The organism is Bacillus sp. SLBN-46, assembly GCF_031453555.1.
In the GTDB taxonomy this organism is placed as follows: Bacteria; Bacillota; Bacilli; order Bacillales; family Cytobacillaceae; genus Neobacillus.
This window is the reverse complement of sequence record NZ_JAVIZM010000001.1, coordinates 1,442,781-1,456,744: the sequence shown is the minus strand read 5'-3', so window position 1 is coordinate 1,456,744 and position 13,964 is coordinate 1,442,781. Positions and strand designations below refer to the sequence as shown.

Here is a 13,964-nt window from a genome sequence, read left to right as displayed (position 1 = left end):
TTAGTCTTCTCTATTATATCGAAAAGGTTTGTTTATTTCGATATTCTAAATTTTTATCCTATAAAAAAAAAACAGGCACAGGGCCTGTTTCTTACCTTTTCTCTGAGCTTGTATACTGCTGACGAAAAACCTGCAGAGCCTTATCTTCATTTAAAGCCTGCAGCTGTTCCTCAGTGAGCTTACCATTCCCTTTTTGAACAACATACACGTCGACCTGTTTTTTGCCCCATTTGTTATAAACATCCTCAACCGTTTCGTAATAAAGGTCGAGCTCATTTCCTTTAATGGCTCCTCCTTTATCCGCGACGACCCCATATCCATAGCCTGGAACAAATAGGATCGTACCAATAGGGAAAACGTTTAAATCAGCTGCAACAGTGGAGAATAAATCACGTTTTACTTTTACACCGGAATAGGTAATTCCATATTCGGGGTGTCCTTTGCTCTTACCTGTTGATTCAATCCCTGCTGTATATCCTGTGGCCGTAACTGTATGTTTAGGGTACTTTGACCAATCAAAAGCATCCTCTAACGATGGCGACGTTGTGTTTGAAGCAGTTTCACTTACAGAAAGTCCAGACGCAAAATGATTAATTAGAGTTCTTGCATTTACGCCAGAGATGGATTGGAAGGTTGCTAATAATGCCATTAAGAATAGACATACAAGAGCAAATCGTTTAATCCAATTTTTTGTTTTATTCATTAAAATTTTCACTCCTCCCAAAATATTCATTCCCAAGCTGAAGGGAAATATTCAAAAAAGAAGTGAGAAATTTTTTCCAGCAAACAAAAAAGACTTTTTACCTTAAGGCAAAAAGTCTTAGAACATCTGATATCCATTTTTACGTAATAACTTAATTGTAAAACCAGCAGCAATGGCCCCTGCTAACCCACTTATTAATATTAGAATATCTGCAGTGGCTAAAGAACCGAACTTTTGCCCTAGTTCCTGAAAGGCCACTTTACTATTTGTAAAATATTCAACAAAACGGACTTTATCTACAATTAAAATTGCCACTACAGGGTACACTATAGCCATTACCCATGACATTCTTAGCAGCATATTAAGGATAAACCCAATTCCAAAAAATAAGACAAAAAATAGCACAATCGATATGATTAACACCACAATGCTCATTTGCATCCGAGATTCCTCCCTTTATACATCAACTTTTAGTGTACTGAATGTCTAAAAGGGAGTCAACACAAAAACAGACAAAAAAAAGCTCTTCGAAGTGATCCGAAGAAGCAATGTAGAGCATTTTATTATCATTCTCAAAAGCTTTAGTCTTTTTTCTTACCTGAACCGCCACAGCAGGAACAAGTTTCCGATCCTCCAAGTAATAATTGAAAATATCCATTACCTAAACAATAATCACACTTTTTTGTATCTACGCTCTTCACTGTCATCATGATCATCCCCTTAAAATATTAACTTAATTTTCTGATAATATATCAAGGAATGAGGAAAAAGAAAAGAGTGAAAATTCACCAAATAAGGCAAAGAAAACGGATACATTGTAAGTTTTCTTTCATTTTCTAAGTGTTGCTTAAATTTTCTAAAAATTACAAAAATAATTTATAGGCTGTATATCCAAATTGATTTCCAGGGTTTAAATCATCTACACCGGGCTTACTAGTTAATTCCATTTGTTCAATTAAATAATGTAAAAGAATGGAGGCATCCTTTTCCAGAAGCAATTTTTGTGGAGCTATAAATTTTGCTTCATACAGCTCATTCTCCTGATGTATGATTCTTTCTTCCTGTTCCACGGGATCAAGCAAGAATACAAGCATATTATCACTTATTTCCCCTTTTAATACACCTGTTCTTAATCCAATTAGCCCCTTAACACTACTGCTGATTCCGGTTTCTTCTTTCACTTCCCTAATCACAGCCTCGTCAGCGGTTTCCCCCTCCTCAACAAAACCTGCAGGTAAAGACCATTGCCCCTTTAAGCCCCCGTATCTCTTCTTTACCACGAGCCAATGGCCTTCACTAGATTTCACTAATCCAGAAACAGCCAACCACACCTTCCCTCGTTTTTCACGACTACTCATACCAACACTCCCTTCGTAAACTAAACTATTTAATCTACTATAACAAAAAAAGGACAGAAGATTCTCTGTCCTTTTTCTTAAAGGGAATTAAAATACGTTAAATTTACCTTTTTTCAACACTAGGCCTGCTCCGCCAATCATATAAAGAGAACGATTGTCGATTACTTTCTTCATGAAGGATGCTTTAGCACCAGTTATTTTTTTACCAAATACTACACCAATTGCATCATCTTCGCCAAGGGAACATACTGTACCTTTATTGTCGAATGTGAAGGATTCAAGTTCAGATTTGTTGCGAACTAGTGCTGCTAAGTTTCGCGCAACCACTTCGCCCTGCTGCATAGCAATTTGTGCGGTTGGTGGATATGGACGATTGATTTCTTCATTGATTACAAGAGAACTGTCACCAATAATGAATACATCATCATGTCCAGGTGCGCGTAAGTCAGATTGTACTTTTACACGACCTCTCATTGCTTCAAAACCAGACTTTTCGATAATCGCATTACCACGTACACCTGCTGCCCAAACAACTGTGCCAGCCTTAATTTCGCGTGTTTCCTCTTCTCCTTTAGCTACAAAAATACCTTCAGGAGTTGCTTCTTTAATCGCCGTTCCAATAAGGAATTCAACGCCTTTACGCTCTAGTTGAGAAACCGCATAATTTACAAGCTCTGGGTCAAATCCTGGTAATACCGTTGGTGCAGCTTCCACACAGATAATCTTTACCTTATGGAAATCAACATCATATTCATGACATAATTCAGGAATACGGTTAGTTAACTCACCAAGGAATTCAATTCCTGTAAATCCTGCTCCGCCAACAACAATAACCAAGCGATTGTCGTTCTTTTCTTCTTCCATATTGTACGTAGCAAATTGATATTCAATATGTTCACGTAATTGACGGGAAGAATTCACATTGGTAATTCCAAATGCATATTCTTTTAAGCCTTTGATTCCAAACGTTTCAGGCTCGCCTCCAAGGGCGATCACAAGGTAGTCATAATCGACTTCACCTTTGTCTAAAATAACCTTTTTCTCTTCTCTGTTGATTTCAACCACCGTATCTTGAACAAAATCAACCTTACTACGATCAATGACATCTCTAATATCATAACGAACACGATCATGATGTAATGTACCAGCAGACGCCTCGTGTAACCATGTTGTTTCATAATGGTAGTCGTTCTTATTTATTAATACGATATCTGCTTCATTTACACCGATTAACTTTTGTAAACGAACTGTTGTCATAAGTCCGCCGTAACCAGCACCGATAATAACGATTTTAGGCTTTCTCAAAGTGATCACTTCCACCTTTTATAATAATATTTTTGAATAAATTTCTCTTTTTCTTATCTTCCACTGCTTAGGCCATTTTTATTTTGCTTTGAGTAAAAATGTATGTGATATTATTCACGAATGGCTTCAAAGAAAAAGAACAAACTAGTAAGCACATAGGGAATGAATAAAATAAATAAACTTGACTAAATAGTTGAACCTGTTACATCATTCACATAAATGTGCCTTTTTCGTCACAAAATGTTAACAATATATCCACATTACATCTTATGCTACTTTAACACTATTTTCAAGCGTATTTTTAAAATATTTACCTTAACAATATTATAAAATCGGCCCCATTATGACCAATATTTTATTATTTAAAAATTACTCCTACTCTGAATAATTGCTAGAAAGTTGTGAGGATTTTCTAGTTTTATGATATTATAGTGAGTGGAGTTTGTTACTACTAGTTGGGGGGATACGGAGTGCAAGAAAATCAAACGGTTTATGACATTACAATAATCGGAGGAGGCCCTGTTGGTCTATTTACTGCATTTTACGGCGGTATGAGACAAGCATCAGTGAAAATCATTGAAAGCTTACCACAGCTTGGTGGACAGTTATCGGCTCTTTATCCGGAAAAATATATTTATGACGTAGCTGGCTTTCCAAAAGTCCGTGCTCAAGAATTAATTAATAACCTAAAAGAACAAATGGCCAAGTTCGACCCTTCTATCGCTCTTGAGCAATCTGTTGAAAAGTTAGAGAAACTAGAAGATGGAACGTTCAAATTAACAACTAATAAAGAAGTGCATTATTCAAAGACTGTTATTATCACTGCTGGAAATGGGGCTTTCCAACCGCGCCGTCTTGAATTAGAAAGTGCACAGCAATATGAACATAAAAACCTCTACTATTTCATAGAGGATTTAAATCAGTTTGCTGGTCAAAAGGTAGTCGTATTCGGTGGCGGAGATTCTGCAGTTGACTGGGCATTAATGCTTGAACCAATTGCTGAAAAGGTAACAATTGTTCACCGTCGCGATAAGTTCCGTGCACATGAACATAGTGTTGAAAACCTTTACAATTCAAAAGTGGATGTGAAAACTCCATACGTGCCTGCTGAATTAATTGGCGATGAGAACGGAATTAAACAAGTGGTTCTTTCCACGGTAAATGGTGAAGAAAAGGAAACAATTGATGTAGATGCTGTTATCTGTAATTATGGGTTTGTTTCTTCCCTTGGACCGATTAAAGAATGGGGTCTTGAAATTGAAAAGAATTCCATCCTTGTTAATTCAAAAATGGAAACAAATACACCTGGCATTTATGCTGCTGGAGACATTTGTACCTATGATGGAAAAGTGAAATTAATTGCTTGTGGTTTTGGTGAAGCGCCAACAGCTGTTAATAACGCCAAAACATACATTGATCCAAAGGCAAAAGCACAACCATTACACAGTTCTTCAATGTTTAAACAATGATAAAAAAAGGCGTCCAATGGGCGCCTTTTTCTTGTCCTAGCATTCTTCCGGAGTTCCTGTAGCAGTTGCTGTTCTGAACGAAGAACCGCATCCGCATGAAGCGATGGCATTAGGATTATCAATCGTAAAGCCTCCGCCCATCATGGACTCTTTATAGTCAATTTTTGTCCCTTGGAGGATAGCTGCACTTTCTTTATCAACAAGTACTTGAATCCCATGCTGTTCGAGTTGAAGGTCATTTTCATTTACCTCATGATCAAAGCCCATCCCGTAGGATAAACCGCTGCATCCGCCCCCTTTTACGCTAACACGTAAGAGTGCACCTTCTTCCTCGTTATGCTTCATCATTTCTTTAATATGAAGTGCTGCTGCTTCAGTTACTATAACAACTTCCTTACTCATTCAAATTCCCCACCTTTACCTGAGTTTTTTTATATAGTATATACACTACAATTACAGGACTCAACTGTTAAGATTCACATACTATAATCTATTCTATTTAAGAAAAAAAGGAAGCGGCTTGCTCCCTTTAGTTAAAACATCGGATTTTCCTCTAGATATTGGTAAATATTATCAACCAATTCATCTGCTGTGTTACCAGTAACGACCTCTCCGTTCACTAGAGCATAAAGTGTAGTGGCACATTTCCCGCAATATCCGAGACATCCATATTCGATAATATCCAAATCAGGATCTTTTTGTAATTTTTCAAGTGCCTTTTGAGCACCATTTGCCAAGTTACTTATACAAAATTCAATGATAGGCTGAATCACTAGTTTCACCTCTCCACACCTAGATATGCTACTCTATTTCAACCTCTTCGTCAATTACCATGTTCTAGGGTTCACTGTCAAGAATAGTATGAAAAATGTTGTTATTTGTACACATTTTAGTTATACTCGTATGTGGTAAAGAAAGAGATTATTATTCTAATATTTTAAAATTGCAAGCGCTAACCATTCTTTATGAAAAACCGGATAAACAAAGGGGAATTAATAATGAAAAACCTTGTCATTCTCGGTGGTGGATACGGCGGGATGAAGATTCTAAGCGAGCTTCTTCCAAATCATTTACCAGAGGACGTAACAATTACACTTGTTGACCGAGTCCCTTACCACTGCTTAAAAACGGAATATTATGCATTAGCCGCTGGAACGATTTCAGATAAAGAAATCCGTGTTACCTTCCCGGAACACCCTCGTTTAGTCGTAAAATACGGCGAGGTTATCGGGATTAATACGACTGATAAAAAGATTGAATTAAAGGATGCTGAGGCAATTAGCTACGATGATTTAGTTGTGGGTCTTGGCTGCGAGGATAAGTACCATGATGTTCCAGGTGCAGATCAATTTACCTATAGCATACAGAGTATTGATAAATCACGTCACACGTACTCTGTATTAAACAATCTCGGACCTGGTTCTGTTGTAGCGATTGTCGGTGCTGGTCTAAGTGGAGTAGAGTTAGCTAGCGAATTAAGTGAAAGCCGAGAAGACCTACAGATCAAATTATTTGATAGAGGAAACCACATTTTATCCTCTTTTCCTGAACGTTTAAGTAAATATGTGGAAAATTGGTTTGTTAAAAACAACGTGGAAATTATTAACAATTCAAATATCACTAAAGTAGAAGAAAAGAAGTTATACAATCACGATGTTCCTATCGATTGTGATGTGATTGTATGGACGGCTGGCATTCAAGCAAGTAAAATTGTCCGCGATATGGACGGAGAAAAAGATCGTATGGGAAGATTGGTCCTTACCCCACTTCATCATTTGCCAAGTGATGAGCACGTGTTTGTTGTCGGTGACTGTGCAAGCCTTCCGCATGCTCCTAGTGCTCAATTGGCTGAGGGACAGGCTGAGCAAATTGTTGAGGTGCTAAAAAGACGCTGGAAAGGTGAGGAGCCTCCTACATCGTTCCCTCCAATTAAATTAAAGGGCATCCTTGGCTCTCTCGGCAAAAAAGCATGGCTTTGGATTGATGGCTGATCATGCCATTACCGGACGTGTGGCCCGTTTATTGAAATCAGGAATTCTTTGGATGTATAAATTTCACAACGGATAATAGTCGTACAACGTTATTAAAAGAAGCATTCCACCGGGGAATGCTTCTTTTTTTACATTGCTTGATAGCCGTATTTTTCTAGTTCTGAAAATATGGTCTTTAAACGTGGGTTTCCTTCACCCACTACTTTGTCTTTGATTACGACTACAGGATAAAACATGTCCTCATCAATGACTCTTTGGGCAAAGCCAAGTTTTTCATCATCACCAGTGGGTTGCTGTATATCTACATAAACCATCTTAACTGGCTGATTAGGAAACTTTCTTGCAACAGCAGCTTCAAGCCATTCGAAGGTTTCTTTTGAAGAAGGTAAATTCACACAGCTAGGACATAATTGTTCAGCACCATAAAGAACGATTTCCACTTCAATTCTACTCATGTATATTCCTGCCTTTTTTCTTTTATTGTACTTTATATTTACTATAAAAACTAAGAAAATGTATTTAAATGTGTGCTTTACTAATTTCTGAGAATGGATTTTTAGCACTAATGACATTATAATATAAGTAGGAAAGGAGTCGATTAACAGTGGAAGAACAACAAATGTTTGAGCAAGTTCAAGAAGTACTAGATAAATTACGTCCATTTCTTCTTCGCGATGGCGGGGATTGTGAATTAGTAGATGTAGAGGATGGTATTGTTAAGCTCCGCTTATTAGGTGCTTGCGGAAGCTGCCCAAGTTCAACGATCACATTAAAGGCTGGAATTGAAAGAGCATTATTAGAAGAAGTTCCAGGCGTTGTTGAAGTCGAACAAGTATTTTAATAAAATGTTAAAGCGATTGCCAAGGTGGCAATCGCTTTATTTATGCTATTAAGCCTTGACTAAGGGTTTCCAATCTTTATTCACCAATGTCTTCGGTTTATTTCCCTCTATCACCGCTTGAATATTTGCCAAGCAGAGCCTCATCATTTCCATCCTTGTCTCCACACTAGAACTTCCGATATGTGGCAATGCCACAACATTAGGAAGCTGTAATAGCGGATGATCTGCCCCAATCGGTTCTTTTTCAAACACATCAAGACCCGCACCAGCAATCTCTCCTGCAACTAATGCATCAAATAGGGCCTGTTCATCAACAACGGGACCTCTTCCAGCATTAATAAAAATAGCTGAATGCTTCATTTTCTTAAACATATCACGGGTAAACATATTTTTCGTTTCACTCGTGAGCGGAGTTAGACAAACAATAAAATCCGCTTTTTCCACTAATTCATCAAGGCTCACATACAATGCTCCAAGCTGTTGTTCGACCGCTGGCTTACGTGTTCGGTTATGGTATAGAATATTCATCTCAAACCCTGTTGCCCGTTTTGCTACCGTCTCACCGATTTTCCCCATACCAACTATGCCAATTGTTTTATGATGAATGTCATGTCCAGCTAACAACAATGGGCTCCAGCTTTTCCATTTGCCGTCTTTCACAAACTCTGCCGCTTCCATCAATCTTCTTGCTGTCGCCATAAGCAGTCCAAAGGTTAGATCAGCAGTAGTATCCGTTAACACATCAGGTGTATTACACACTGCGACTCCCTCTCTGCTGGCAACCTTTAGATCAATATTGTCAAAACCCACAGCTAGGTTTGCGACTACCTTTAACTTCTTTCCAGCGGTTAGAATCTTTTCATCAATGGAATCTGATAGCATAGTCAGTAGTGCATCTGCTTTTTTTGCTTCAGAAAGGAGTAAATCTTTTGGAACAGGAATATCCTCATGTTCCCACATGCTCACTTCATAGTTTTGCAGTAGTGGTTTTACAACTTCGTCTGGAAGCTTACGTGTAATAAAAACGTATGGCTTCATGCTGCATTCACTTCCTTAATTATTCTGAATCACATTATTATTTTACCATATGTTTTTTTAAACATTGTTCCACAAGTCTGAATACTATAAATTATTTTCCAAGCCACTCCAATTGAGGGAGGTTGAACCGGCGAATCGGTGCACCAGCCATTTGGAAGAATCCGGCCAAAAATCGTTCGTACTCACTTGTTTGCCGTAATATTTTGCTTAAGCGTTCCTCTAATACCTTCTTATCCTGTTCAGAACGAGTAATATAATAACTTTCAATACAATCATAATAGTGAAGTGGAAAAATCAATCTTGAATATAACAACCTCCAGGAAAAGGATGTTAATGGGGAAACACTTTGGTATTCGTTAAAAAACTGTTTTAAATCTACATCATAGGTTTGGATATTTCGGAAATATCTTTCTCTTGTCCATTCAGCTAAGTCTCGGCTACGGTGATCAAAAACCCAATCAAAGGGATTTTTAATCATGTAATGTCCACCCCATGTTTGCTGTGTAAAACGTTCATGACAAACAGTCCCGCCATCTGTTTCTGTAGGCTCATCATCAAGCTCCGAATCAACCAAATATTGAATCGCATTCTCCGTTAATCCTAAGTAGTAAGGAAATGAATCAATGAACATCCTTTCGAATTCATCTTCTGGTGTTTGGAAAAGTAGATTGTTCCACACTTTTTCCATTTGTTCGAGACGCTTTTCCCATAAGGACTTCCATTCCCCTATTCTGCTAGACCTTTCAATTTGAAAGGGGACCCTGCGGCCACGTTCGTGAAATTTAGCTAGCTTTCGTCCCAGTTTGATTTTTCGCTGTTCTTCCATTTGCCGATTGGCTAACACACAATATTTATTTTGCTCCCAAGTGGTAATAAGTTGACCTTCCTTGGTTGGCAAGAAGATGGGGACATATTGATCGCCATAATTTCTTAAATGTTCAGCAATTTTCTCAAGCTCCGTCACATCTGCTTCTTCCCTGCCAGAAGGATTGGAGACTAAATACAACCATCCATTTCCTCTTAGCGCATCATACCTATCTAATTTCACATATTCCTCAACAGTAACCCCATATTGATTCTCAAGCAATTTTTGAAGCATACCTCCACCTCGTCTCTAAACATCTATTTACCTCATATATATGTATGGGCATTCAAAAACTTGTTTCTTCCCCTGTTTTTTAAAAAGAATAGCGGAGTTTGGTGAAGGAGATAATAAAATTTTGGTTTACTCCTTTTAGATAAAATTGCATATCTTATGGAAAAAGAGTATATATATAGTGAAAATCCAAAGAAAAGGTGATCAGAGGATGGCAGACCACAAAAAAGTAGATCTCACTGAAGAAACAGCTCGCAGATGGCTAAAAGAAAGAGGCGTTGAAGTTCAGGATATGGCTGATTTAGTCTTCTTTTTGCAGGAAAAGTACCATAAAAACCTCAAAATGGAAGACTGTATAGCAAACGTGGAACGTGTTCTTTCTAAACGTGAAGTACAAAATGCCATAATCACAGGAATACAGCTTGATATGCTTGCAGAAAAAGGGATGTTAGAGGAGCCTCTTCAATCGATCATTGGATCCGACGAAAGTCTTTATGGGGTGGATGAAATCCTGGCGTTTTCTATTGTGAATGTATACGGGTCCATCGGTTTTACAAACTACGGATACATCGACAAATTAAAGCCCGGGATTTTAGCGCACTTAAATGATAAATCCACTGGTGAATGCCATACATTCTTAGATGATATCGTCGGCGCCATCGCCGCCGCTGCCTCAAGCCGACTGGCACACCGCGCCGCACGACAAGAGGAAGAAAGAGAAAAAGAGAAATAAAAAAAAGGGGACAGTCCCCCGCCGCTTTAAAGCAGTGGGGGACTGTCCCCGTTATAGTTTCCATTGGTCTAGGGTATCAACAACAAAGGTTGGCTGGCGGTCATAGCCGGTGAGCAATTGTTTTGTGGTGACTCCTGTATGGACTAGTAAGGTATCCATCCCTGCATTCATTCCTGCTAATATATCTGTATCATAATAGTCTCCAACCATCAATGTTTCTTCTTTAGCTGTTCCTAAAACCTTTAACGCTTGTTCCATAATAATCGACTCAGGTTTGCCAATAAAGATTGGTTTGGTCTGGGTAGAAACGGAAATAACAGATGTTAGTGAACCATTCCCCGGTAATAGCCCTCTTTCAGTTGGGATTGCTATATCTCCATTAGTTGAGATAAATCTAGCCCCGTTTCGTACCGCTAAACAAGCAACAGCTAATTTTTCATAGGTGATTTCACGGTCTATGCCCACAACGACAAAATCAGCCTCTTCACCAGCAAATGAAAAACCTTTTTCTTCAATAGCTGTCTGTATCCCCTCTTCACCAATAACATATACAGTTGCATCCTTTTTTTGTTCATAAATGAAATTTGCGGTTGCCTGACTCGTAGTAAAGACCATTTTTTCTTCGGCTGGAATATCAAAACTAACCAGTTTCTCAGCCACCTGTGCAGGCGTCCTTGATGAATTATTCGTGACAAACAGATACGGGATTCCGTTGTCTCGGAGATTTTTCACAAAATCAGAGGCAGCTTCAATCCGCTCAGATCCCTTATACATCGTTCCATCTAAATCAATTAAATAGCCTTTATACTTTTTCATATCATCACTCCCTTAGTATATTTCCCTAAAAGAAAAAGGTTGACTGCGTCAACCTCTAATTAGTTTTTAAATGCAGAAACAGGCCCTAGTTCATTGGCCAAATACTCCCGAACATTTGCCGCGAAAGTGACCAACTCATGAAGATAAGCTGAAAACTGATTGTTTAGTTCTAGATGATCGATACTAATATAGTCCTGTACAAGTTTTTTACGATAGTGAATAAGAATTTTTAAACTTTCTCCTGTTTCAGCCGTAATGACTTTTTCATCGACTAAGATATCGATAATGTCTTCATAGCTTCCTGGATCACGCATGATAAAGCCGTCAATCATTGCATTTCCGACATCTAAAACAGACTCAATCATCATGTGATTTAACCGTTCTAAAGCCGCTTTTTCCAGGGATGATGACCAATTTTTTTGCTGCGAAAAGAGGTGAATTAATTCTTCTAAGTAAATTAATGTTGCTTCTATTTTTTCCCTGTCTACAAAATACATTGGATCCCACTCCTCTTTCTAGGTTGCAATAGCTGATACCAACGCTGTAGGTCGTGCATAAAAATACCCTTGTGCCAAGTCCACATTGTTTCTTGTGAGTACAGATGCCTCGTTTTCATTTTCGATTCCTTCTGCAACAACTAGGGAGCCCGCTTCCCTAGCTACTAGCATCAGCCCTTTTAACATGGATTCCTTAATAGAATTTTTATCTATATTTTGAATAACTGAACGATCAATTTTAATAATATCTGGCATGATGTCACTAATAATACTCAAGCTAGAATACCCAGCGCCTGTATCATCCATGGCAATTTTATAGCCCAGTAAGCGCAGCATTTTTATATTATAGATAAAGTTTTTTAGTCCTTCAATCGAATCGTTTTCCGTTACCTCAATGGTAATCTGTCGAGGTGGTATATCCTTATATTGCTGCATTAAATTTTTTAGATCGCGGGTAAATCGGATATTTCCAAGCGTGAGCGGCGTACAATTCACAAATATATCTTTCCTGCACTTGGCAGCTTTTATTTGTTCAAGCACCTTTTCAATCACAATCATTTCTAAGTCATATAGCAAGCCTGTTTGCCTTGCTACCGAAAACAACGGTAAAGGGCTTTCGAGAACCGACCCTGTTGGACCACGCGTCAGCATCTCCCACGCGCGTACTTCTTTCGTAGCCACGTCTATGATTGGTTGTGCTAATAATTTTATATCTTTTTTGGAAATAATCCTTTTCATTAAGTAGACCATTTCATTAAATTCAGATTTTACACGTTTTTCAGCCATTGCAATAGCCTGCCTTTGAGCTCTTCCAATTGCATCCTGAATGGACAAATGCTTCTTTTCTACAAACATATATCCAGTCTTAAATACAGGCTGGAGGTAGGGATAAGCCTTTTGAAGGCTATGCTCCACAATATAAACAATTTTTCTCATCCCTAAGTCAATCTCAGAGAGAGAATGTCGTGTATAATCTACTTTTATGTATAACGTTAGTCCATCACCGTAAAAATCATCAAGGGTAATCACATCTTGCTTGTCTATTTCTTTCTCCACAGCAGAGCGAAAGAATTTTTTTGTATGTTTGATAAATTGATGGCTTTGGGATTGTCCTAACTGCTCTGACAATTCATTCATATCATTTAAATGAAAGACAACAACAGCTACTTCGTGTCCTTCTTGAAAAGCAGCTTTTACCCCTTCTAACACAGGATTTCTTAATATAAATTGGGGAGGATAAAAGCGCATGGTTGAAAGAGGTAAGACAATCTTTCCCCATTTCAATACACTTTTGACCTTTTCTTTGTACCGACGGACCATTAAATTCATCCCTCTCAGAAGCCAACATACATGATTTACGTATATTGTAGCATAATCTGACATCATTCGTGTTTTTTTAACCATAAATTTCTAGTAAAAAATCACGAAATATTCTTTCCTCCCCTCCGTCCTATTTATTTGTTACTATATAAGAGATGTCAGTTTTAATTAAAAGGAGACCATTTCATGAAAGAACGCTTTTTCCTATACGATGATACAGAAAATACGAAAACAAGATTTGTTAGCTTTGTTGGAGATAACCAGCGATTTGATTTAGCTATTGTCCAAAGTGATCGTCATTACGGAAAGCATTTGGTACTTGATATGCAAGGAAACCGCTTTGCTATTATTGGATTGGATGATTTACAAGAAGAGGGTTATTTAGAATATGCTTTTCAGTTAAGTGAAGATGATGCCGAGGAATTACGCGGCTTTTTGATGGAGTTAATTTAAGTTTCATAAATACACACTTCTTTTCAAATAATAGGGGGTAAAGGAGTGTGTTTATCATGGCAGATAAAGATTCTGAGCAGTATCATGATTTCTCGAATGTGGAAGCTCAAAGGAACTTCTTAACGGTAGAGGATCTTCCAGAGGGACCATACGGATCTCCGAGGGGTAAAAATGATCCAGTTGAGAATAAAAGCACCCCTTGGGAAAAAGAACAGCGCTACTATAGTGCATTTAATTATGAATATAAATCACTTCATGAAGATTTGCCTAGACAGATGGACGGGGCACACCCGCCACATGATGACCCTGAAACAGACAAACAGGCTCCCTATAATGAATAAAAA

Annotated in this window: 17 protein-coding genes and 2 pseudogenes; 6 read left to right on the top strand and 13 right to left on the bottom strand. The window is 38.1% G+C overall.

The genetic code is table 11. The features are described 5' to 3' along the window. Positions 1–91 precede the first annotated feature (91 nt). The 5 genes from QFZ87_RS07330 to QFZ87_RS07310 form a co-directional block, all read right to left on the bottom strand. The gene (locus QFZ87_RS07330; RefSeq protein ID WP_309859667.1) at positions 92–703 is read right to left on the bottom strand and encodes a 3D domain-containing protein; all 612 of its coding nucleotides are present in this window, start codon (positions 701–703) and stop codon (positions 92–94) included. Between the two features lie 117 nt (positions 704–820). After that, entirely contained in the window at positions 821–1,144 is a 324-nt protein-coding gene (locus tag QFZ87_RS07325; RefSeq protein WP_309859664.1) for a YuiB family protein, read from the bottom strand. A gap of 140 nt (positions 1,145–1,284) precedes the next feature. Beyond that, positions 1,285–1,410, bottom strand: a complete 126-nt coding sequence (locus QFZ87_RS07320) for a YuiA family protein (protein ID WP_309867696.1) — start codon at positions 1,408–1,410, stop codon at positions 1,285–1,287. Positions 1,411–1,566: 156 nt separating this feature from the next. Further along, positions 1,567–2,061, bottom strand: a complete 495-nt coding sequence (locus QFZ87_RS07315; protein ID WP_309859662.1) for an NUDIX domain-containing protein — start codon at positions 2,059–2,061, stop codon at positions 1,567–1,569. Between the two features lie 87 nt (positions 2,062–2,148). Beyond that, positions 2,149–3,366: an NAD(P)/FAD-dependent oxidoreductase gene (locus QFZ87_RS07310; RefSeq protein ID WP_309867694.1), complete on the bottom strand. Its 1,218-nt coding sequence runs from the start codon at positions 3,364–3,366 to the stop codon at positions 2,149–2,151. A 470-nt stretch (positions 3,367–3,836) separates the two neighbouring features. Here QFZ87_RS07310 and QFZ87_RS07305 point away from each other — a divergent pair, with 470 nt between their 5' ends. Continuing rightward, positions 3,837–4,835, top strand: coding sequence for an NAD(P)/FAD-dependent oxidoreductase (locus QFZ87_RS07305; protein ID WP_308082654.1), 999 nt, complete (start codon positions 3,837–3,839; stop codon positions 4,833–4,835). A gap of 36 nt (positions 4,836–4,871) precedes the next feature. Here the strand turns inward: QFZ87_RS07305 and erpA are convergent, their stop codons facing one another. Both erpA and QFZ87_RS07295 read right to left on the bottom strand, forming a co-directional pair. Continuing rightward, on the bottom strand, positions 4,872–5,237 hold the full coding sequence (erpA, locus tag QFZ87_RS07300; protein ID WP_309859658.1) for an iron-sulfur cluster insertion protein ErpA: 366 nt from the start codon (positions 5,235–5,237) through the stop codon (positions 4,872–4,874). A gap of 131 nt (positions 5,238–5,368) precedes the next feature. Next, positions 5,369–5,608 carry a YuzB family protein gene (locus QFZ87_RS07295; protein WP_308084102.1) on the bottom strand — a complete coding sequence of 80 codons (240 nt, stop codon included), beginning with the start codon at positions 5,606–5,608 and terminating at the stop codon, positions 5,369–5,371. A gap of 225 nt (positions 5,609–5,833) precedes the next feature. On the opposite strand from QFZ87_RS07295, the pseudogene QFZ87_RS07290 reads away from it, so the two are divergent. Further along, a pseudogene (locus QFZ87_RS07290) lies at positions 5,834–6,902 on the top strand (NAD(P)/FAD-dependent oxidoreductase). A gap of 52 nt (positions 6,903–6,954) precedes the next feature. On the opposite strand, the gene QFZ87_RS07285 reads toward QFZ87_RS07290, so the two are convergent. Next, entirely contained in the window at positions 6,955–7,281 is a 327-nt protein-coding gene (locus tag QFZ87_RS07285; RefSeq protein WP_309859656.1) for a YuzD family protein, read from the bottom strand. A 155-nt stretch (positions 7,282–7,436) separates the two neighbouring features. Between QFZ87_RS07285 and QFZ87_RS07280 the strand changes: the two are divergent. Beyond that, positions 7,437–7,667 (top strand): annotated as a pseudogene (locus QFZ87_RS07280) (NifU family protein); the annotation flags it as partial. 48 nt (positions 7,668–7,715) lie between these two features. Here the strand turns inward: QFZ87_RS07280 and QFZ87_RS07275 are convergent. Both QFZ87_RS07275 and yutH read right to left on the bottom strand, forming a co-directional pair. Beyond that, the gene (locus QFZ87_RS07275) at positions 7,716–8,705 is read right to left on the bottom strand and encodes a 2-hydroxyacid dehydrogenase (protein WP_309859654.1); all 990 of its coding nucleotides are present in this window, start codon (positions 8,703–8,705) and stop codon (positions 7,716–7,718) included. A gap of 91 nt (positions 8,706–8,796) precedes the next feature. After that, a complete protein-coding gene (gene yutH / locus QFZ87_RS07270; protein ID WP_309859651.1) occupies positions 8,797–9,804 on the bottom strand; it encodes a spore coat putative kinase YutH in 1,008 nt (335 codons plus the stop codon). A 208-nt stretch (positions 9,805–10,012) separates the two neighbouring features. On the opposite strand from yutH, the gene QFZ87_RS07265 reads away from it, so the two are divergent. Beyond that, positions 10,013–10,534, top strand: coding sequence for a phosphatidylglycerophosphatase A family protein (locus QFZ87_RS07265; protein ID WP_309859647.1), 522 nt, complete (start codon positions 10,013–10,015; stop codon positions 10,532–10,534). A 51-nt stretch (positions 10,535–10,585) separates the two neighbouring features. On the opposite strand, the gene QFZ87_RS07260 is transcribed toward QFZ87_RS07265, so the two are convergent. The 3 genes from QFZ87_RS07260 to QFZ87_RS07250 are packed head-to-tail and all read right to left on the bottom strand — an operon-like array spanning position 10,586 to position 13,251. Next, on the bottom strand, positions 10,586–11,350 hold the full coding sequence (locus QFZ87_RS07260) for a TIGR01457 family HAD-type hydrolase (RefSeq protein ID WP_309859645.1): 765 nt from the start codon (positions 11,348–11,350) through the stop codon (positions 10,586–10,588). Between the two features lie 59 nt (positions 11,351–11,409). After that, positions 11,410–11,847 (bottom strand): DUF86 domain-containing protein, encoded by a 438-nt coding sequence (locus QFZ87_RS07255; protein ID WP_309859642.1) that lies wholly within the window; start codon positions 11,845–11,847, stop codon positions 11,410–11,412. A gap of 18 nt (positions 11,848–11,865) precedes the next feature. Next, positions 11,866–13,251 (bottom strand): EAL domain-containing protein, encoded by a 1,386-nt coding sequence (locus QFZ87_RS07250; RefSeq protein ID WP_309859638.1) that lies wholly within the window; start codon positions 13,249–13,251, stop codon positions 11,866–11,868. 102 nt (positions 13,252–13,353) lie between these two features. Here QFZ87_RS07250 and QFZ87_RS07245 point away from each other — a divergent pair, with 102 nt between their 5' ends. Then, positions 13,354–13,620, top strand: a complete 267-nt coding sequence (locus QFZ87_RS07245) for a DUF3055 domain-containing protein (RefSeq protein ID WP_309859636.1) — start codon at positions 13,354–13,356, stop codon at positions 13,618–13,620. Between the two features lie 56 nt (positions 13,621–13,676). Beyond that, positions 13,677–13,961 (top strand): cytosolic protein, encoded by a 285-nt coding sequence (locus QFZ87_RS07240; protein WP_309859632.1) that lies wholly within the window; start codon positions 13,677–13,679, stop codon positions 13,959–13,961. Positions 13,962–13,964 lie beyond the last annotated feature (3 nt).